18 protein-coding genes are annotated in these 20,044 nt (G+C 65.0%); all 18 read right to left on the bottom strand.

Going from position 1 to position 20,044, the window contains the following annotated elements:
• Positions 1 to 35: 35 nt before the first annotated feature.
• Positions 36 to 2,453, bottom strand: coding sequence for a RelA/SpoT family protein (locus CLV47_RS15835; protein ID WP_106350035.1), 2,418 nt, complete (start codon positions 2,451 to 2,453; stop codon positions 36 to 38).
• Between the two features lie 100 nt (positions 2,454 to 2,553).
• Positions 2,554 to 3,108 (bottom strand): adenine phosphoribosyltransferase, encoded by a 555-nt coding sequence (locus CLV47_RS15830; protein ID WP_106350034.1) that lies wholly within the window; start codon positions 3,106 to 3,108, stop codon positions 2,554 to 2,556.
• Positions 3,105 to 4,826 (bottom strand): protein translocase subunit SecF, encoded by a 1,722-nt coding sequence (secF, locus tag CLV47_RS15825; RefSeq protein ID WP_106350033.1) that lies wholly within the window; start codon positions 4,824 to 4,826, stop codon positions 3,105 to 3,107. The genes CLV47_RS15830 and secF overlap by 4 nt, the downstream gene beginning before the upstream one ends.
• 3 nt (positions 4,827 to 4,829) lie before the next feature.
• Positions 4,830 to 6,524 (bottom strand): protein translocase subunit SecD, encoded by a 1,695-nt coding sequence (gene secD, locus CLV47_RS15820; RefSeq protein ID WP_238145466.1) that lies wholly within the window; start codon positions 6,522 to 6,524, stop codon positions 4,830 to 4,832.
• A 74-nt stretch (positions 6,525 to 6,598) separates the two neighbouring features.
• On the bottom strand, positions 6,599 to 6,997 hold the full coding sequence (yajC, locus tag CLV47_RS15815; protein ID WP_146135406.1) for a preprotein translocase subunit YajC: 399 nt from the start codon (positions 6,995 to 6,997) through the stop codon (positions 6,599 to 6,601).
• 169 nt (positions 6,998 to 7,166) lie between these two features.
• A complete protein-coding gene (gene ruvB / locus CLV47_RS15810) occupies positions 7,167 to 8,192 on the bottom strand; it encodes a Holliday junction branch migration DNA helicase RuvB (protein WP_106350030.1) in 1,026 nt (341 codons plus the stop codon).
• The gene (ruvA, locus tag CLV47_RS15805; protein WP_106350029.1) at positions 8,189 to 8,806 is read right to left on the bottom strand and encodes a Holliday junction branch migration protein RuvA; all 618 of its coding nucleotides are present in this window, start codon (positions 8,804 to 8,806) and stop codon (positions 8,189 to 8,191) included. Before ruvA ends, ruvB begins: the two co-directional genes overlap by 4 nt.
• Positions 8,803 to 9,330 carry a crossover junction endodeoxyribonuclease RuvC gene (gene ruvC / locus CLV47_RS15800; RefSeq protein WP_106350028.1) on the bottom strand — a complete coding sequence of 176 codons (528 nt, stop codon included), beginning with the start codon at positions 9,328 to 9,330 and terminating at the stop codon, positions 8,803 to 8,805. Before ruvC ends, ruvA begins: the two co-directional genes overlap by 4 nt.
• Positions 9,331 to 9,459: 129 nt before the next feature.
• A complete protein-coding gene (locus CLV47_RS15795; protein ID WP_106350027.1) occupies positions 9,460 to 10,215 on the bottom strand; it encodes a YebC/PmpR family DNA-binding transcriptional regulator in 756 nt (251 codons plus the stop codon).
• Positions 10,212 to 10,841, bottom strand: coding sequence for a pyridoxal 5'-phosphate synthase glutaminase subunit PdxT (gene pdxT / locus CLV47_RS15790; protein WP_106350026.1), 630 nt, complete (start codon positions 10,839 to 10,841; stop codon positions 10,212 to 10,214). The genes CLV47_RS15795 and pdxT overlap by 4 nt, the downstream gene beginning before the upstream one ends.
• Positions 10,842 to 11,089: 248 nt before the next feature.
• A complete protein-coding gene (locus CLV47_RS22240) occupies positions 11,090 to 13,003 on the bottom strand; it encodes a DUF2207 domain-containing protein (protein WP_177557557.1) in 1,914 nt (637 codons plus the stop codon).
• A 40-nt stretch (positions 13,004 to 13,043) separates the two neighbouring features.
• Positions 13,044 to 13,961, bottom strand: coding sequence for a pyridoxal 5'-phosphate synthase lyase subunit PdxS (pdxS, locus tag CLV47_RS15780; protein WP_170111111.1), 918 nt, complete (start codon positions 13,959 to 13,961; stop codon positions 13,044 to 13,046).
• Positions 13,962 to 14,061: 100 nt separating this feature from the next.
• Positions 14,062 to 14,550: a LemA family protein gene (locus CLV47_RS15775; protein WP_146135405.1), complete on the bottom strand. Its 489-nt coding sequence runs from the start codon at positions 14,548 to 14,550 to the stop codon at positions 14,062 to 14,064.
• A 68-nt stretch (positions 14,551 to 14,618) separates the two neighbouring features.
• The gene (locus tag CLV47_RS15770) at positions 14,619 to 15,746 is read right to left on the bottom strand and encodes a glycosyltransferase family 4 protein (protein WP_238145465.1); all 1,128 of its coding nucleotides are present in this window, start codon (positions 15,744 to 15,746) and stop codon (positions 14,619 to 14,621) included.
• Positions 15,746 to 16,669, bottom strand: a complete 924-nt coding sequence (locus tag CLV47_RS15765; RefSeq protein WP_170111110.1) for a phosphatidylinositol mannoside acyltransferase — start codon at positions 16,667 to 16,669, stop codon at positions 15,746 to 15,748. Before CLV47_RS15765 ends, CLV47_RS15770 begins: the two co-directional genes overlap by 1 nt.
• Positions 16,666 to 17,298: a phosphatidylinositol phosphate synthase gene (gene pgsA, locus CLV47_RS15760; RefSeq protein WP_106350022.1), complete on the bottom strand. Its 633-nt coding sequence runs from the start codon at positions 17,296 to 17,298 to the stop codon at positions 16,666 to 16,668. Before pgsA ends, CLV47_RS15765 begins: the two co-directional genes overlap by 4 nt.
• Positions 17,299 to 17,366: 68 nt before the next feature.
• Positions 17,367 to 17,912, bottom strand: a complete 546-nt coding sequence (locus tag CLV47_RS15755) for an HIT family protein (RefSeq protein WP_238145464.1) — start codon at positions 17,910 to 17,912, stop codon at positions 17,367 to 17,369.
• A gap of 10 nt (positions 17,913 to 17,922) precedes the next feature.
• The gene (gene thrS / locus CLV47_RS15750; RefSeq protein WP_238145463.1) at positions 17,923 to 19,989 is read right to left on the bottom strand and encodes a threonine--tRNA ligase; all 2,067 of its coding nucleotides are present in this window, start codon (positions 19,987 to 19,989) and stop codon (positions 17,923 to 17,925) included.
• Positions 19,990 to 20,044: the final 55 nt, after the last annotated feature.

Genomic DNA, 20,044 nt, shown 5'->3' with positions numbered 1-20,044 from the left:
TCTGCGCAGAGCGAGGAATACGAGCTTGCGGACGGTCAGTCGGTGACGCGGTACGCGTCGTAAACCCCGTCGACGGTGCGCACCCGGTGAAGCACGTTGACCAGGTGCTTGGCCTCGGCGAGCTCGAAAGTGAACCGGCTGATCGCGATCCGGTCCCGCCCGAGATGGATATTGGCGGACAGAATATTGACCTTCTCGTCAGAGATGACGCGGGTCATGTCCGAGAGCAGCCCCTGCCGGTCAAGCGCCTCGACCTGGATCGCGACGAGGAATATCGCCGTACTGCCGGCGTCCCACTCGACGTCGATCAGCCGTTCTGGCTCGTTTTTCAGCGCCTTGCTGTTGGTGCAGTCCTCGCGGTGCACGCTGACCGTGCCACCGCGCGTGATGAAGCCGAGAATCTTGTCACCGGGCACCGGCGTACAACATCGCGCCAGTTTGACCCAGATGTCCTTGTGACCCTTGACCGTGACGCCCACGCCGGTGGAGTCACGTCGCGCGGTAGACCGGCGCGGCTTGATCTCGATCTCCTCGGGCGCCTCGGCCGGCGCCGTATCGGCAGACATCAAGCCCACGAGTTTCGCCACGATATTGGTCGAGCTGACGTGGTTTTCACCGATCGCCGCGAACATCGCGTTGACGTCGGCGTAGTCGAGTTCGGTCGCGAGATCCTCGATCTGCCGGCCAGACAGGATCTTCTGCAGCGGCAGGCCGGCCTTGCGCATCGCGCGAGTCAGCGCCTCCTTGCCATGCTCAATGGCATCTTCACGTCGTTCGCGGGCGAACCAGTGCCGAATCTTCGTGCGTGAACGTGGCGCCGCGACGAACTGCAACCAGTCCCGAGACGGTCCGGCCGTTTCGGACTTCGAGGTCAAGATCTCCACGACATCGCCGTTGGACAGCGTGCTGTCGAGCGGTACGAGTGCGCCGTTGACCCGCGAGCCGACACAGTGGTGACCGACCTCGGTGTGGACCGCGTATGCGAAGTCGACCGGCGTCGCGCCTCCGGGCAGATGGATCACCGACCCGTTGGGGGTGAAGGCAAACACCTCGCCGGCACTGAGGTCGTGGCGCAGTGTCTCGAGGAATTCGCCGGACTCTTTGGTCTCGCCCTGCCACTCCAGTAGGTGCCGCACCCACTGCATGTCATCGGCGCCATTGGCGGCGGACTTCGGCGGCTGGTGGCCGGAGGACTTGCCGTTGCTCTTATAGCGCCAGTGCGCCGCGATCCCATACTCGGCGATGCGGTGCATCTCATGGGTACGGATCTGCAACTCGACTGGTTTGCCGTTGGGACCGATCATCGTCGTGTGCAGGGAGGAGTACATGTTGTACTTCGGCGTCGCGATGTAGTCCTTGAACCGGCCCGGCATCGGCGTCCACGTCGCATGGATCAAGCCCAGCGCGGCGTAGCAGTCGTTGACGCTGTCGACCATGACACGAATCCCGACCAGGTCGTAGATATCCGTGAACTCGCGTCCACGCACCACCATTTTCTGGTAGATCGAGTAGTAGTGCTTCGGGCGCCCGGTGACCTCGGCCTGGATACCGGCTTCTTTGAGCTTGGTGCGCACCTCGTCCATGAACGCGCCCAGAAAGCTGTCACGCGACGGCGTGCGTTCGGCGACCATTCGGGCGATCTCGTCGTACCGCTTGGGATGCAGCGTCGCGAACGCGAGGTCCTCGAGTTCCCACTTCACGGTGTTCATGCCCAGCCGATGAGCCAACGGCGCGAGCACCTCGAGAGTCTCGCGCGCCTTCTTCTCCTGTTTGGCCGGCGGCAGGTGGCGCAGCGTGCGCATGTTGTGCAAGCGGTCGCATAGTTTGATGACCAGCACTCGAGGGTCCTTGGCCATGGCGATGAGCATCTTGCGGATGGTCTCGGCCTGCGCGGCCTGGCCGTAGGTGACCTTGTCGAGTTTGGTGACGCCGTCGACCAGATGCGCCACCTCGTCACCGAAGTCACCACGCAACGACTCGAGGGTGTATCCGGTGTCCTCGACGGTGTCGTGCAGCAGCCCCGCAACGATCGTGGTCGTGTCCATGCCGAGGTCAGCGAGAATAACTGCAACGGCGAGCGGGTGGGTGATGTAGCGGTCGCCGGACCGCCGCATCTGTCCTTCGTGGTAGTGGTCGGCAGTGTCGTACGCGCGCTGCAGCAGTGCCAGGTCCGCATCGGGATGATGCGCCCGGTGCGAGGTGACGAGCGGTTCGAGGACCGAGGACACGCCGGACCCACGCGGACCCGGCGCAAACGCGCGCACGATGCGCTGACGTACCCGACGTCGGCGGCTATGGCCGGGTGCCTGAGTGGACGTGCCGGTGCTCGAGGCGGCGGCCATTACCGTCGCCGGTACGCCGGGCGGGCCGGGCTTAGGGATTGCCGGGGCCGTCTTCTCTACGCCGGCCGGTACGGCGTCGGCGTCGGTCTTGGCCTTCTCTTCGGGACTCATCGTCCACCCCCTTTCGACATTGCCGCGGGGATCAATCTTATGACTGCTCGCTGTACTCCCGCAGCGGGAGTACGGCGCGGGTGGCGCGCTAGGGCGATGCCTAGACTGTCATCGCCGTGTTGAACGTCAGATCGGCCGCCTGCATGGCCTTCGCGCCGCCAAGTGCCTCGATCTCAAGCAGCACCCAAGAATCGACGACCTCCGCGCCGAGTTTGCGCATCAGCGTCGCGGCCGCGACCATGGTGCCGCCGGTCGCCAGGACATCATCGACGAGCAGCACGCGATCACCCTTGTTGACCGCGTGCGGACCGATCTCAATCGTTGCCTCGGCGTACTCCAGTGCATAGCTCTCCGTCACCGTCGGTGCCGGCAGCTTGCCGGCCTTCCGGATCGGTACGACGCCTGCGCCGAGTTTGTAGCCGATGGCCGCGCACAGCAGAAAGCCGCGGGCCTCGATGCCGGCGACCAGGTCGACGCCGCCCTTGGCCGTTACCTGCTCGGCGATCAGATCGACGACTCGAGCGAAGGCACTGCCGTCGCAAAATAACGGGGTGAAGTCCCGGAACAGCACACCCTCACTCGGAAAGTCCGGTGTCTCCAGCACGTGCGTGCTGACGACTGAGGTGATCTCGTTCTGGTCGGTCAATCCCGTCATTTGCGTCCTGACTTTCGCTGTGGTTTGTCGCCTGGCGCGGGCTCGGTGCCGGAATCGTTGCCACTTGTCGTAGCCGAAGAATCCGATGGATCCGACTCTCGTGCTGGTTTCCGTTGCGAGATTACCGAGGTACGCCGCGGCGTTCGCGCCGCTCTGGTGGGTTCGCCTGCGGCCGGTGCGGGCGCCTCGTCGCTTTTGGCGGGCGCCGCGGACTTCTTGGCCGGGCTAGCAGCCTTGGCAGGAGTCGCAGCCTTCTTAGCGGGCGCCGCGGCCTTCTTGGCGGGCGCCGCGGCCTTCTTGGCCGGGCTAGCAGCCTTGGCAGGAGTCGCGGCCTTCGCCGCTGCCACCGGCCGCGCCGATGGCTTCCCGACGAGTGGCTTCGCGCCGGGCTTTGGCTTGGCGCCAACACCGGCGGTCACGACTTGTCGCACCCGCATCACTTCCGCGTCGTTTACCGAGTCCCCGCTGGACGCGACCTTCTCGGCCTTCTTGGCGTCCTTGTTTTCGCGGTTCTTCACCCGCTTGGCCAGTTCGCGATATTCCGGTCGCCGTTCGGTGATGTCGCACGCGATCGGGGCGGCAAGAAAGATCGAGGAGTACGCGCCCGCGGCCATACCGATCAAGAGCACCAGCGCGAGGTCCTTGAGGGTGCCCGCGCCGAGCAGCCCGGCACCGACGAATAGCAGTGCCGCCACCGGCAGCAGCGAGATGACCGTCGTGTTGATCGAGCGCATGAGCGTCTGGTTGATCGCGAGGTTCGTGCCTTCCGAGAACGTCATCCGGGAGCCGCCGGACAGTCCGCGGGTGTTTTCGTCGACCTTGTCGAACACCACGACCGTGTCATAGAGCGAGAACCCGAGGATGGTGAGCAATCCGATCACGGTCGCCGGAGTGACCTCGAAGCCAACGAGGGCATAGATGCCGGCCGTCACGACAAGGTCGTGCAGGAGCGCGACAAGGGCACCGACGACCAGCCCCATCCGGTAACGGATCCGCAAGAATATGGACACCGCGACGAGGAACACCAGCAGCGCGATCACCGCCTTGCGTGAGACGTCGCTACCCCACGTGGCGTCGATCGCGTTGTTGCTGACCTGCGCCTGAATCGACTGGGTGGTGACCGGCGTACCGGCGGCCGCCAGGCGCGCCTTGATGTCAGATTCGAATGCGGCGGCAAGCGAGTTGGAGATCGCGGTCGCCGCCGGTGGCGAGACGGACGTGGTCTTAATCAGGATGGAGGTGTTGTTGCCGGTGCCGACAACCTGCGCCGTCGCAAGCTCGGCAGGCGCGACCGAACCAGGGTCCTTGGCGTCTGCCTTGGCCTGTTTCGTCGCCGCGTCAAGGCCCTTTTGTACGACGCTCTTCGCGGCCGAGACCTCCGATGCCTTGCCGGGTACCTGGAAGGTGTTACCGCCGGCGAAGTCGATCCCGAAGTTGAGTCCCTTGAACACGAACAGCGCGAGGCTGGCCAAGACCAGCGCGATCGACACATAGTAGAAGCGCTTGCGATTCTCGACGAAGTGGAAGCCGGCCTCACCGGTATACAGGCGGTGCCCAAAGCCGTTCCGCTTCTTGGCCTGCTTCTGACTCGCAACCGCTGCCGCGGCTACGGTCTGTTCCGATTCCGGTTCTTCTGGCGTCGTCTCTTCGGGTTTCGCGTTGTCGGGGAAATCGACTTCCTCGGGGACGGTTTCGTCGGGTGCGGTTTCGTCGGCCACGGTCTAGGACTCCTTCGCCGAAAGCGCCGCGCGGCGGGCGGCGGCGCGTTCCTTGGCGCTGGCGCCAACGGTTGTATCGGATTTGCCGTCGCTCAAGGTCGGGGTGACCGAGTCGTCGTCGGGGTCCTCGTCCGGCGGTTCCACGTCATTCTTGCCGACCGCATTCTTGCTGGCCGCGCGCTTCGCCTTAGCGGCCTTTTTGGCCCGCGACTCGGCCTCATGGGTCCTGCTGTGCCGCACATTGCGGCCGAGACCGGAGAACGTCGGCGAGGCGAACCACCGGAACCGAGACAGCCACGACACCAGCGGGTGAGTGAACAGGAACACGACGATGAGGTCGAGAACGGTTGAGAGGCCCAGCGTGAAGGCGAACCCCTTGACCTCTCCCACGGTGAGGAAGTAGAGAATCGCCGCGGCGAGGAAGCTGACGGCGTCGGCGGACAGAATGGTACGACGCGCGCGGACCCACGCTCGAGGCACGGCGGACTTGGTCGACCGCCCATCCATGACCTCGTCTTTGATTCTTTCGAAGTAGACGACAAACGAGTCCGCGGTAATACCGATGGCGACGATAAAGCCGGCAATTCCGGACAGCGACAAGGTCAACCCGATCCCGCGGCCGAGCAGTACCAGAATCGGGTAGATGACCGCCGCGGACAGCGCCAAGCTGAGAATCGTGACGATTCCCAGCAGCCGGTAGTACAGCAGGCAGTAGAGGATGACGAGCGCCAAGCCGATGGCACCGGCGATCAGACCGGCCTCAAGGGAGGCGAGGCCGAGTGTCGCGGAGATCGTCTGCGCTTCGGACTGGGTGAAGTTCAGCGGCAGGGCACCAAACTTCAGCGAGTTGGCCAGGTCGCCTGCGCTCTTTTTGGTAAAACTGCCCGTGATGCTCGTGGTACCCGGGATGGCCGAGTTGATCGTCGGCGCCGACAGGATCTTCTGGTCGAGTACGAAGGCGACGTTCTTGCCGATGTTTTCCGCGGTGTACTTCGACCAGATCGCCGAGCCGGCGTTGTTGAAGTCGAGGCTGACCTGCCAGCCCTGACCGCCCTGGGTATCGAAGCTGGAGGACGCGTCCTTAATGCTCGTGCCCTTGATGATGACCGGGCCGAGGACGTACGTCGTACCGTCGGCGCCGCACGCCGCCATGTACTGCTTGGCAGGCGGCGGCGGGGCGAGGTTGGTCGCCGAGCAGTCGAGGGTGGTCGCTATGGTTGCGGCTTCCTCGGGGGTCGCCGCGCCCTGGTTGACCGTCACGACTTTGTCGGTTGCCGTCGTGCCCTTAGGGTTGGCCGCGCTTTGTCCTGGTGCGCTCTTGCCGACGGCCTGTACGACAGGACGCAGCTCGAGCAGGGCGGTCTGGCCGAGTTGCTTGGCCTCTTCGCTGCCGGCGCCTGGAATCGAGATCACGATATTGCGATCGCCCTCGGTGGTCACTTCGGCCGAGGTCACGCCGAGCCCGTTGACTCGGTTTTGGATGATCTGTCGGGCCACGTTGAGGTCTTGGGCGCTGGGCGCGTTTCCCTTGCTCGTCAGCGCCCGCAACGTGACGGTAGTGCCGCCTTGCAGGTCAAGACCTAACTTCGGGGTGAGCCCTTTGCCGCCGAACAGGAACGCAGCGTAAATGACCGCAAGCAACAAGGCGAACGATATGAAATACCTGGCAACCGGCATGTATCCAGATGGGCGTGCCACTACAGATCGTTCTCCAAGGGGTGACGACTAAAGCGTGATCGACTCAGTCTTTGTTTGACGCGGCCAATTCAGGCTCAGTTCTCAGTGATCGGCGATTCTGGATCGGACTTGCCGGATCCGATGATGTCGTCGCCAGGGGTCTGGTTCGTGCGGTCGACGGCGATATCGTCGGCCGCGTTGCTAGGGTTTTCGATGCTACCGATCGCCTTCGTGACGAAGGTGGATATAACGCCCGGCGCGATTTCGACCTCGACCTCGTCCTTGCTCACTCCTGCGACGGTGCCCTTGAGGCCGCTGATCATCACGACCTTGCTACCGATCGCGAGATCGGAGACCATCGCGGCCTGCTTGGCGGCCATCCTCTTGCGAGCGCGAACCTGCATGTAGATGAGTCCGCCGAACAGCACGGCAATGATGATCAGCATCGGTACGGAACCGAAGCCGGAACTTTGTTGAGCGGCGAGAACGGGCACGAGTGAAATCCTTAAAGCTGAGTATGTGGCGGGCTGCGCATGGCGAGCCAGTCTTGGGCCTCGCCACGGCGCGCTAACGCGCCAGGTTGTGGTGCTGAATCTTGCAGAGCTGACTAGGGCGAGGCGACAGCACAGTCTAGATTACGCCAGAACCAAGCAAATCACCCGACTATCTTCCAGTGGGTGGCGTTAAGCCGAGATGTTGCCACGCGCTTTCGGTCGCGATCCGGCCGCGTTGGGTGCGCGCGAGCAAGCCGGCCCGCACCAAAAACGGCTCGACCACCTCTTCGATCGTCTGCGACTCCTCGCCCACCGCAATAGCGAGTGTCGACACGCCGACCGGTCCCCCGGCGAAGCCATTGACCAGCGCCTCGAGCACCAGCTTGTCGAGCCGGTCCAGCCCGATCTCGTCGATGTCATAGACGGCCAGCGCGGCCCGGCACACCTCGCGGGTCAGTACGCCGTTGGCCCGCACCTGGGCGAAGTCGCGTGCCCGACGCAGCAGCCGGTTGGCGATCCGCGGCGTACCCCGGGAGCGCCGGCCAATTTCGTCGGCGCCCTCGTCTGTGAGATCGATCTCGAGTAGCCGCGCGCTTCGGTGAAGCACCCGCACAAGCTCGTCTTTACTGTAAAAGTCCATATGCGCGGTAAACCCGAAACGGTCGCGCAGCGGACCGGTAAGCAGACCCGAGCGGGTCGTCGCGCCGACCAGCGTGAACGGGGCGACGTCGAGCGGGATCGCCGTAGCACCGGGACCTTTACCGACGACGACGTCGACCCGGAAGTCCTCCATCGCGACGTAGAGCATCTCCTCGGCGGGACGCGCGATCCGGTGAATCTCGTCGATGAACAGCACGTCGCCCTCGGCGAGGTTGGACAGCATCGCCGCCAAATCTCCGGCTCGCTCGATGGCCGGACCGCTGGTGACCCTGATCGACGCGCCGAGCTCCAGCGCGATGATGAATGCGAGGCTGGTCTTGCCTAACCCCGGCGGCCCGGAGAGCAATATGTGATCAGGCGCCTGGTCGCGGCGCTTCGCACTCTCGAGTACGACGCCGAGCTGGTCGCGCACCCGCACCTGGCCGACGAACTCGGTCAGCGACTTCGGTCGCAACGAGGTCTCGACGTCGCGGTCTTCGCCAACCTGGTACGGCGAGACGACCTCCTCGTCGGACTCGTGCTCGTCGTACGTCATGGGCGGCCGAGCATCCGCAGCGCCGAGCGCAACAGCACCGCAACCTCGACCCGGCCGTCGGTCTCGATAGCGACAGCGGCCTCCGGCTCGACGAGCAACAGCGCCTCGTCTGCCTCTTTGCCCGACCAGCCCAGCCCGACAAGGGCACTGTGCAGTTGGTCACGCCACGGCGCGGCGGGGGCAATCTGAAGCTGCGGCGAGCCGTCATCGGCAAGTGACCCGACCTTGTCGCGCAGCTCGATCACGATTCGTTCGGCGCCCTTCTTGCCGATGCCCGGCACCTGGGTCAGTACGGCGTGGTCGGCCGTCGCGATCGCTCGGCGTACCTCTCGGGCCGGGTGCGTGGCGAGGATTGCCTGGGCGACCTTCGGCCCGACACCGTTCGCCGACAGCAGCAGCTCGAACAGCACCCGCTCGTCGTCGTCACCGAACCCGTAGAGCGTCAGCGAGTCCTCGCGTACGACGAGGCTGGTCGCCAAGGCACCGGTCTCCCCTATCCGAAGGCGCGCGAGAGTCCCCGGGGCGCATTGCACCAACATGCCGACGCCACCGACCTCGAGGACGACAGATTGGGGGCCGAGCGAACGGACCTTGCCGGTCAATGACGCGATCATTGGCGTATCCCTGCTTTCGCCGCGATGACGGCGGCGTCAAACTTTGCTTTGGCGCCACCGCGCCAAATATGACAGCACGCGATGGCAAGCGCGTCGGCGGCATCCGCCGGTTTAGGTAGCTCCGACATTCGCAGAATCCGCGCCACCATTGTCTGCACCTGCTTCTTGTCTGCCCGTCCCGAGCCACTCACCGCCGCCTTGACCTCGCTCGGGGTGTATGTCGAGAGCGGCAACTTCGCTTGTGCCCCAACGAGAATCGCGACTCCCGACGCCTGCGCCGTACCCATGACGGTCGACACGTTGACCTGGCTGAAGACTCGTTCAACGGCGATCGCGTCCGGGCGGTAGGCACGAATATAGTCGGCCAGCAGCTGCGCGATTTCGTCGAGCCGCTCGCCGATGTGGGCGCTCGCGGCGGTACGGATCACACCGTGGAAGACCGGAGTCAGCGGCTTGCCGGGACTGCCCTCGACGATTCCGACACCGCACCGGGTCAGACCGGGATCGATACCGAGCACCCGCATGCGCCGCAACTCCGATTCTCGAGACTGGTTGAGTGCGGACCGCGGTTGCCGCGCTCCGCGAACACGTGTTCGAGATTCACCGTATCTGCTCACCCCGACAAGGCGCGCGCAACACGCCGGGCGGTCGGCCTACTCTTCGGAGATCGCCGCCATGACCTCGTCCGAGACGTCGAAGTTGGCGTAGACGTTTTGTACGTCGTCACTGTCCTCGAGCGCGTCGATGAGCTTGAAGACCTTCGGCGCGCTCTGCTCGTCGAGCGGGACGCTGACGCTGGGGAGGAACGACGAGTCCGCGGAGTCGTAGTCGATGTCCGACTTCTGCAGCGCGGTACGCACCGCTACGAGGTCCGGTGCGTCACTGACGATCTCGAAGGACTCCCCGAGGTCGTTGATCTCCTCGGCGCCGGCCTCCAGCACGACCTCGAGCAGGTCATCTTCGGACAGGTCACCCTTCGGCACGATGACAACGCCCTTGCGGGTGAACATGTAGGCCACCGACCCAGGATCGGCCATCTGGCCGCCATTGCGCGTCATCGAGGTGCGCACCTCGGTGGCCGCGCGGTTCTTGTTGTCGGTGAGGCACTCGATCAGCATCGCCACTCCGGCCGGGCCGTAACCCTCGTAGGTGATGTTCTGCCAGTCTGAGCCGCCGGCTTCCTCACCCGCGCCGCGCTTGCGCGCTCGCTCAATGTTGTCGTTGGGGACCGAGGTTTTCTTCGCCTTCTGAATGGCATCGAACAGCGTCGGGTTGCCGTCCGGGTCGCCGCCGCCGACGCGCGCGGCTACCTCAATGTTCTTGACGAGCTTGGCAAATAGCTTGCCGCGCTTCGCGTCGATGACGGCCTTCTTGTGCTTGGTGGTAGCCCATTTACTGTGGCCGCTCATTGCGAATGCTCCTTACGGTCAAGTGCGTACTCACGCGCCAGGTCGACGAAATAACCGTGCACACGGTGATCGTCGGTCAACTCGGGATGGAACGACGTGGCAATGAGGTTGCCGTGCCGGACCGCGACGATTCTACCGGCAGCCTCGCCGGTCTCGACTTTTCCGAGTACCTCGACGTCGTCGGACACCGACTCTACCCAAGGCGCCCGGATGAACACCGCATGGAAGTCCGGTTCGCCGATCTGCGCGATGCGGACTTGCGCCTCGAACGAGTCCACCTGACGGCCAAAGGCGTTGCGGCGTACGACCATGTCGATCCCGCCGATGGTCTGCTGGTCGGCCATGCCGTCCTCGATCCGATCGGCCAACAAGATCATCCCGGCGCACGAACCGTACGCCGGCAGGCCGCTCTTGATCGCCATTCGCAACGGATCCATCAAACCGAAGATGCGGGCCAACCGGTCGATCGTGGTGGACTCCCCGCCCGGCAGCAGGATTCCGTCGAGGCCGTCAAGCTCCTCGGGACGGCGTACCGGGCGAGGGTGCGCGCCTAGCGCAGTGAGGATCGCGACGTGTTCGCGTATGTCGCCTTGTAGGGCGAGTACGCCGATAGTTGGCTCGCTCATAACTCCAGCCCGATGCGGTGGATGGGAACTCCTAAGTTTCTCATTTCGGTCCGGCACCCCACGACCCGCTATCGCCATCCGTCACGAATGTCCCGCCATCCGTCACGAAAAGCCCGCCATCCGTCACCGGTGAGCCGCACATTTGTACTATTTGACAGCACGAACTCGTCATCGGCGATGCACAACGGCACATGTGTATGCAGTTGCCAGGTCGGCGGGACGAAATCGCGGATCGTGGATGGAGTCGACTACCAGGAGCCGCCGCCACCGCCACCGCCGCCCCCACCGGAGAAGCCGCCGCCGCCGAAACCGCTGCCGCCACCGAATCCGCCGCCACCGCCGCCGGAATTGACGCTTGGAGGTGGCGCGGCCGCCTGGCTGATCGACGAGTTCAGCGACGAGATCATCGCAATAGCCATGAAGCCGCTGTAGTTGCCGATGTACCAGTCTGGCTGGGCCGGGATACGGCCTTGCTCGATGAGGGTCGCGCAGATCTTCGACCAGCGTTCGGTCATGTCGAAGATGACCGCCCATGGCAAGTAGCGCGAGAAGATGTCCTCGCCTTCCTCGAACCGCAGCTGGTCTGCCTCCGCCGTGCCCAGGTAGGTCCGGAACCCTTCAATCTGGTCGAGCCTCGCCCGTCCGGTCGCCGTGAGCCCCGACCCCTTGGCCTTCGTGGCAATGGCCAGCAGTACGACGCCCGCGACCGCGGCCGCGACGAGCCAGAGCACGAGAGTGGGGTGCGCACTGCTCGCCCAGATACTGCCGATGATCCCGGCCGCAAGAAGGAATACGCCGAGCCCGCGGATGCTCTTGCGGGTGTAGCGGTCATTCGGGCGGTAGAGCTTCTGGTCGAGAACGGTCGTCCGGACCGCACCGTTCATCGCCACATAGCCGTCGTAGAACTTATTGGGCTCACCCGCTGTCGGCGCGCTGAGCTGACAGACCTCGCCCGGGTTGCCGTAGGGAAACATCCCGTCGACAAGCAGTCTCTCGTGTGCGGCGGTCGCCTTCGAGGCATCGACCAGCTCGATATAGCCCGGCTCACTGCCGTTGGTCGGATCTTCGTGAATGCGGATCACGCCGCGATATGCGAGGTCCAGAACCGTGGCGGGCAGCGCCTCCGAGGCCGTGTTGCCACCCATCAGCTCCGCGGCCTCGGCCGGCGACATCCCCTTGGGCGGCGAGAACGCGACCGGCGGGTGAATGTCGCCCTTGTCGGTGATGACGCCGATGCCACCTCCGGCTGCGAGCTCACGTTTGGACGGTACGACGCCAGGCGGTACGCCGGTGAAACGCTGATCGCGCATCCGCCGGGAGGTCCGCGCGCCGAACACACCGACCAGGATGACCCCGATCGCGCCGATGATGCCGTTGGTCAGCGTGAAGCCGTGTTGGTTCAACCATGTGGCACGGTCGACGAGGATCGGCGTCGCGTCGACCTTGCTCGGGTTGATCGCCACGTCAAAGGTCACGCCGTACGACGCAGACGAGTCGCCTCCGGCGGCGAAGAACACGGCCTTGTCGCCTTGCACCTCCGCCGTCTCGCACGCTTGGGTGGATCCTTGCGGACCCTGCACGCACTTGATCTTCTGAGGGCCGCCCGGCACGGTGACGTCGATCGACACGTTGTTGATCTGCGCGTCCCATCCGTTGCCGGTGGCGTTCCAGAAGAACTCCGTATCAGCGTTTTTCTGCGGGTTGAGCGCGCCCTTGATGTCGTAGGTCAACACATAGGTCTCGGCGCTGTCGACATACTGATTGGCGCTGCCGATCTGATATTGCGCTGTCGCTGACCGCCCGCCATCGGACTGCGTGACCGTCTTCTTGAACGCCGTCGATGCTCCCGTTGGGCTCGACACTGCGAAGTTGTCGATCTGGTACTCGCGGTCCTTGTTGTCGTTACCGGGATACGGGCCGCGTATCGCTAGGTTGCGGTAGATCCCATGGCGGCTGCCGCCGGAGAACTCGTAGTCGATCGTCTCCTTGACCTGCACTGTGCCGTCGGGCTCGACGACGTAGCTGATGTCGTACTTGGAGATCTTGTCGCCACTGTCGGCGTGCGCGGGCTGGGTGAATCCGGCCAACGCCAAGGCAGCAAACAGGACTAGTAAAAAAGCCGCCGTGATCGCACGGCGCCCGGTCAGGCGCGTGCTGATCACGGCGACTCCTCTGATGGTCTGTCCGGTTGCCTGTGGTCCGCTACCAGCCGCGCTCGGCGAGCCGGTGCGGCTGCGGGATCTCTTCGACGTTGATGCCGACCATGGCCTCGCCCAGTCCACGGGAGACCTTGGCGATGACGTCCGGGTCGTCGTAGAAGGTGGTGGCCTTGACGATCGCCTCGGCACGCTGTTCGGGGTTGCCGGACTTGAAGATGCCCGAGCCGACGAACACACCATCGGCGCCCAGCTGCATCATCATCGCGGCGTCCGCGGGTGTCGCGATGCCGCCGGCGGTGAACAGTACGACGGGCAGCTTGCCGGCCTTGGCGACCTCGGCGACCAGCTCGTACGGCGCCTGCAGCTCCTTGGCAGCGACGTACAGCTCGTCCTCGCGCATGCTCGAAAGGCGACGAAGCTCGCCGTTGATCTTGCGCATATGAGTGGTCGCGTTGGACACATCACCCGTGCCGGCCTCGCCCTTGGAGCGGATCATCGCGGCGCCTTCGGTGATCCGTCGTAGCGCCTCGCCCAGGTTGGTCGCGCCGCACACGAAAGGCACCGTGAAGGCCCATTTATCGATGTGGTTGGTGTAGTCGGCCGGGGTAAGAACCTCGGACTCGTCGATGTAGTCGACACCTAGCGACTGGAGGACCTGAGCCTCCACGAAGTGGCCGATGCGCGCCTTGGCCATCACCGGGATCGACACGGTCTCGATGATGCGGTCAATCATGTCCGGGTCGCTGGCGCGCGATACCCCGCCCTGCGCACGAATGTCGGCCGGAACCCGCTCAAGCGCCATAACTGCCACCGCGCCGGCATCCTCGGCGATCTTGGCCTGCTCAGCGGTAACGACGTCCATGATGACGCCGCCCTTCAGCATTTGGGCCATGCCGCGCTTGACGCGGCCGGTGCCGACCTCGGGCGTGGCTTGTTCGTTATTGGTTTCGTTGCTCGACACGGACGTACCTTCGCTTGGGGTTGTAGGAGCCGCGACCAGGGGCGCGGCGAGCATTCACAGTGATCAGATACCAGGATTCTACGCTGAAGTTGTTCGCGACTTACGTCACGTCGTTGATGTCGAAGTACGGCGGCACCGGCGTACGTCGGCCGAGCCGCAAGGTCCGCGCCAACCACTGTCCACGCAGCGCCGCGGTGGCCCGAACAGCGTCGTTGTAGAAGGTCCGGGCGATTCGCACGCGTTCACACGAGTCAGACAACTCGCTCGTGAGCTCGGGATCGCGTTGCGCGGTCGGCAGGTCGGCGATGTACGCCGAAATCGTGTTTTCGCTCGCCGCGCGGCTTTCCCGTTCGGCCGTCATCGACACGTGCACGACCTCGCGTACGCCGCCGGCAATGTCCTCGCCCAGATGTGCCGGTGTCTGCTCGGCGAGCGCGCGCAAGGCGGAGGAACGGCGTACCAGTTGCGCATCGAGACGGGCCCACGCTGCATCACAGCGGGCATTGAGCCGGTCTATTCGGCCTGCTGTCCAGGTAATCCAGACCGCGATGAGCACGAGCACGGCGAGCCCTATAAACAACCACGTCACCGCTAGACCCTAACGGCCCACCCGTCCGTCACTGGGGTCCGGCCATCCGTCACCGATTACGCGGCGTATCAGCCGATGACTGTCTCGTAGACGCCGAGGACGCGTTTGGCGACCACCGACCAGTCGTACTGCTGCACCAGCAGGTTGGCCTCGGCGACCCGGCGCGCCGTCGCTTCTCTATCGTCGAGCGCCGTGGCCAGGCCGGCCGCGAGCGAGCGGGAGTTGCCGACTTCGGTGAGTACGCCGCCGCGGCCACCGTCGAGCACTCGGTTGAAGGCGTCGAGGTTGCTGGCCACGATCGGCGCACCGGCTGCCATCGCCTCGATGAGGATGATGCCGAAGCTTTCCCCGCCGAGGTTGGGCGCGCAGTACACGTCGAGCGACTTGAACAGCCGCGCCTTGTCCGGTTCACTGAGCGGCCCGAGCAGCTCGACCCGGTCGATCAGGTCGACCGGCAGGTCGGCGCGGAACTCCTCGGCGTCTCCTCGGCCCGCGACGACCAGTCGCAAGTCGGGACGATCACGCGCTAGCTGCGACATCGCTGCGAGGGTGACCGCCATTCCCTTGCGCGGTTCGTCGTACCGGCCAAGGAAGCCGATCGTCTGCCCGCCCCGTGGGAATCCAGGCAGGGGGCTCGCGTCGGCGAAATGCTGCACGAACACGCCGTTCGGGATCTCGATCGCGTCGCCCCCGAGGTGCTCGACCTGGAGTCGCCGCGCGAACTCTGATACCGCGATCCGGCCGGTGATGCGTTCCAGGAACGGCTGCAGAAGCGCTTGCGTAGCGGCGAGCCATTTGGACCGTTCGGTCGCCGCGTGCACAGTGGCCACGATCGGCACCGTGGCGACCATGCAAGTCAGCAGCGACAGACTGGGCGCCTGCGGTTCATGGACGTGGACGACGTCGAAGTCGCCGTCGCTGAGCCAGCTGCGCACCCGCGATGCAGAGACCAGTCCGAACTGCAGCCGTGCGACCGAGCCGTTGTACTTGATCGGCAGCGCCCGGCCGGCATCCACGACGTACGCCGGCAGCGGCCCGTCGTACTGCACCGGAGTCAGCACCGAGACGTGGTGACCTTGTGCGATGAGCGTCTCGGCGAGGTCCCGGATGTGGTACTGCACGCCGCCGGGGACATCCCATGAGTACGGCGAGACCATCCCGATCCGCAGCTTGCGCCCGGGCACCGCGGCGTTCATCAGGCGACCAGGTCTGGCCAGATCGGCTGCAGCATGTGCCAGTCCTGCGGGTTGCGCTGCACTATCCCGGTGAACACGTCCGCGAGCTGCGTCGTCGCCGCGGTCACCCGGGCACGGAGCCGCCCGTCGGACGGGATGTCGATCGGCTCGTGATAGGTCATCGCCCACCCGTCCGGGCGAAACCCCAGCTCGAGAGGCACCAGCGCGGCGCCGGTCTGGATCGCCATCAGCGCCGGGCCGGACGGCATCGTGGTCGCCCGCCCGCACAGCTCGACCGCGATCCCCTTGCCGCCGATGTCGCGGTCCCCGAGCAGGGTGATCGTGTGGCCGGCGCGAAGGGCCCGTTGCAGTACGGCGGTCGACGGGATCTCCCCACCGGTCAGCGGCGCGACCTCCATGCCGAGCGCTTCGCGGAACTTCTTGAATCGTGTGAACAGGCTCTCCGGCTTGAGCCGCTCGGCCACGGTGCTCATCTGGGTCGGCAGCCCGCGCACGACCTGGATCGCCGCGGTATCCCAGTTGCCCGAGTGGGTCAGCGCGATCACGACGCCCTTGCCTTTGGCTAGTTCGCCACGCATGATTTCCAGGCCCGTCACTTCGGTCCGCGCTATGACGTCATCGAAGTCCCAGGACAACACCGAAAACACTTCCCGCCAGTAACGCGCATAGGACTGCATGCCGCGTCGTACCAGCTCGTCCAGCTCGGTTTCAGGCATGTCCGGCCCGACGACCTGTCTGAGGTTGAGCCGCAGCTGCTGCAAAGACCCGGGCCGTGACGCGATCCGAGCGGACACCGCGTTGGTGACGCGGTCGGCAAACTTGACCGGCACCTTCGGTACGGCGTACCACGCCGCGGCAAACCCCATATCGGTGAGCCGTGGCTTCAGATCGCTGATTTTCCCCGATATATCAAGAAAACTCACGAATGCTGTTCCTCTTGTCGTAGCTGCAGGGCCGACTGGCGGTAAACCTCTCGGAGTCGTTGCATCACGGTGTACGCCGAGATCGCGGTCAACACCCATAGCGCAACGGCGAGCACGAACGGCACGCCCAGTCCGTCGAGCCCTATCCCGACCAGCACGATGATCAACCGCTCGGCGCGCTCGGCGATTCCCACGTTGCACGGAATCCCAAGGCCCTCAGCACGGGCCTTGACGTACGACGTGGCCTGGCCGAAGACCAAACACAGCAGGCTCGCGATCAGCATCGGGCGGTCCGGCGTAGTCGCACCGAACCAAAAAGCGAGCGCGCCGAAGATTGCCGCATCGGCGAGCCGGTCACCGGTGGAGTCGAGTACGGCGCCGAACTTCGACGTCTTGCCGGTCGACCGCGCCAGCGCGCCGTCGAGCAGGTCGAGGAAGACGAAAAACGTGATGACCATGCACCCGGCGAAGAAGTAGCCGGTCGCTACGAGGAGCAGCGCACCCAGGATCGACCCCAGGGTCCCGACAATCGTCACGACGTTGGGGTGCACGCCGGCCTTTCCCAGCACCTCGCCTATTGGGCGGAAGATGCGGGAGAAGAAGTCGCGCGCCGGGGAGTCGTTGAGCATTGCGCTAACAGTAATGCCCGCGGTGCCGGACTCGGTCGCAGCCTCGCTACGCGCCGCTGCGATCTCGCCTACAAGCCGCCTGAGGCTTCCTGGTTGATCCACTCTTCGGCGAGCAGGGCGCGCGTGTCGGCGAGCAGCTGCGGCAGCACCCGGGTCATCCCGATCACCGGCATGAAGTTGGTGTCCCCACCCCACCGGGGCACGACGTGCTGATGCAGGTGCGCGGCGATCCCGGCGCCGCCGACCGCACCCTGGTTCATGCCGATGTTGAACCCATGGGCGCCGCTGACCGCGCGGATCGTGCGCATCGCACGCTGGGTGAAGTCGGAGAACTCGCTGACCTCGGCGCCCTTGATGTCGGTGTATTCCGGCACGTGGCGATACGGCACCAGCATCAGATGACCGGCGTTGTAGGGATACAGGTTGAGTACGGCGTACACCTGCTCGCCGCGCGCAATGATCAGCCCGTCCTCGTCGCTGAGCTTCGGGATGGTGCAGAACGGGCACTCCTGCGGGTCGTCGGGGTTGCCGGTCGGCTTGTTCTCGCCCAAGATGTAGGCCATCCGGTACGGCGTCCAGAGCCGCTCGAACTCCGTCCCATGATGTTCGCTCACGACGTACCCCTTAACCGATCTCGACGATGTCCGCGGTCGGCGCCTCGTTGCGACGAGCCTCGACCCACGCCACGATGGTCGCGACGGCCGCGTCGATGCCGACCCCGTTGTGCTGGGTGCCATCGCGGAACCGGAACGACACCGCGTCGGCCTCGACGTCCTTGGCGCCGGCCAGCAGCACGAACGGGACCTTCTGCAGCGTCGCGTTGCGGACCTTCTTTTGCATCCGGTCGTCGGAGTGGTCGACATCGACCCGGATCCGGTGCTCACGCAACTTCGCCGCCACGGCGTCGATGTAGTCGTCCTGCTCAGCGCTGATCGGGATGCCGACGACCTGAACGGGGGCCAGCCACGCTGGGAACGCGCCGGCGTAATGCTCGGTGAGTACGCCGAAGAACCGCTCGATCGAGCCGAACAGCGCACGGTGGATCATGACCGGCTGCTGACGGGTGCCGTCCGCGGCCTGGTATTCCAGCTCGAACCGGTTGGGCGTGTTGAAGTCGAGCTGAATCGTCGACATCTGCCAGGTGCGGCCGATCGCGTCCCGCGCCTGCACCGAGATCTTCGGACCGTAAAACGCCGCGCCTCCCGGATCGGGCACCAGCTCGAGACCGGACTCGGTCGCTACCCGGCGTAGCGTCTCGGTCGACTCCGCCCAGATCTCGTCCGACCCGACGTACTTCTCGTCGTTGCGGGTGGACAGCTCGAGGTAGAAGTCGTCGAGACCGTAGTCGCGTAGTAGCTGCAACACGAAGGTCAGCAGCTTGGTCAGCTCGGACTCGACTTGGTCAGGCGTGACGTAGATGTGCGCGTCGTCCTGCGTCATGCCGCGCACCCGGGTCAGGCCGTGCACGACGCCGGACTTCTCGTAGCGGTAGACGCTGCCGAACTCGAACAGCCGCATCGGCAACTCGCGGTAGGAACGCCCGCGGCTGCGGAAGATCAGGCAGTGGAACGGGCAGTTCATCGGCTTGAGGTAGTAGTCCTGGCCGGCTTTGCGCACGTTGCCGTCGTCATCGAGCTCTTCGTCGATGTGCATCGGCGGGAACATGCCGTCGGCGTACCAGTCAAGGTGCCCCGACGTCTCGAACAAGGTGCCCTTGGTGATGTGCGGGGTGTTGACGAACTCGTAGCCGGCCTCTTCGTGGCGTACCCGCGAGTAGTCCTCGAGGACTCGCCGGATCAGGCCGCCCTTGGGGTGGAAGACCGGCAGTCCGGAACCGATCTCGTCCGGGAAGGAGAAGAGGTCGAGCTCCGCGCCGAGCTTGCGGTGGTCGCGGCGTTCGGCTTCCGAGAGTCGTTCGAGGTAGGCATCCATCGCCTCCTTGCTCTCCCACGCCGTGCCGTAGATGCGCTGCAGCTGCGGGTTTCCCTCTTTGCCGCGCCAGTACGCCGCCGCGACCCGGGTGAGCTTGTACGCCGGGATGTAGCGGGTGCTCGGCACGTGCGGGCCGCGGCACAGGTCCCCCCACACCCGGTCACCGCCGCGCATCGCGAGGTTGTCGTAGATCGTCAGGTCGCCCTCGCCGACCTCCATGATCTCGGAGGTGTCGACGTCGGCGCTGGTGCCGGCGCCCTTGACGTCGACGAGCTCGAGCTTGAACGGTTCGCTGGCCAGCTCGGCCTTTGCCGCATCCAGCGAGTCGAAGGTACGCCGGGAGAACCGCTGCCCGGACTTGATGATCTGCTTCATCTTCTTTTCGAGGGTCTGCAGGTCTTCGGGCGTGAACGGCGTATCGACGGCGAAGTCGTAGTAGAAGCCGTCGGTGACCGGTGGGCCGATGCCGAGCTTGGCGTCCGGAAAGACCTCTTGGACAGCCTGCGCGAGCAGGTGCGCGGTCGAGTGCCGGATGACGCTGCGACCGTCGGCGGTATTGGCCGCGACAGCCTCCACCTCGGTGTCACTCTCCGGCACCCAGGCCAGGTCGCGCAGAGCGCCGGTGTCATCGCGTACGACGACGACCGCGTCCTCGCCCTTGGCCGGCAATCCTGCGTCGTTGACGGCGGTCTGCGCCGACGTACCGCCCGCAATCTTGATGCGTGGGGCGCTCGCCTTGTTTACCGACACCGCAGACACAGAAATTTTCTCCTTGAACAGAACAGATAACCCGGTCAATCCTAGCCGCGCCCCC

It is taken from the genome of Antricoccus suffuscus (assembly GCF_003003235.1).
GTDB classification, from domain to species: domain Bacteria; phylum Actinomycetota; class Actinomycetes; order Mycobacteriales; family Antricoccaceae; genus Antricoccus; species Antricoccus suffuscus.
Note: the sequence above shows the minus strand (reverse complement) of the source record. Positions and strands in the feature narration are given on the sequence as shown.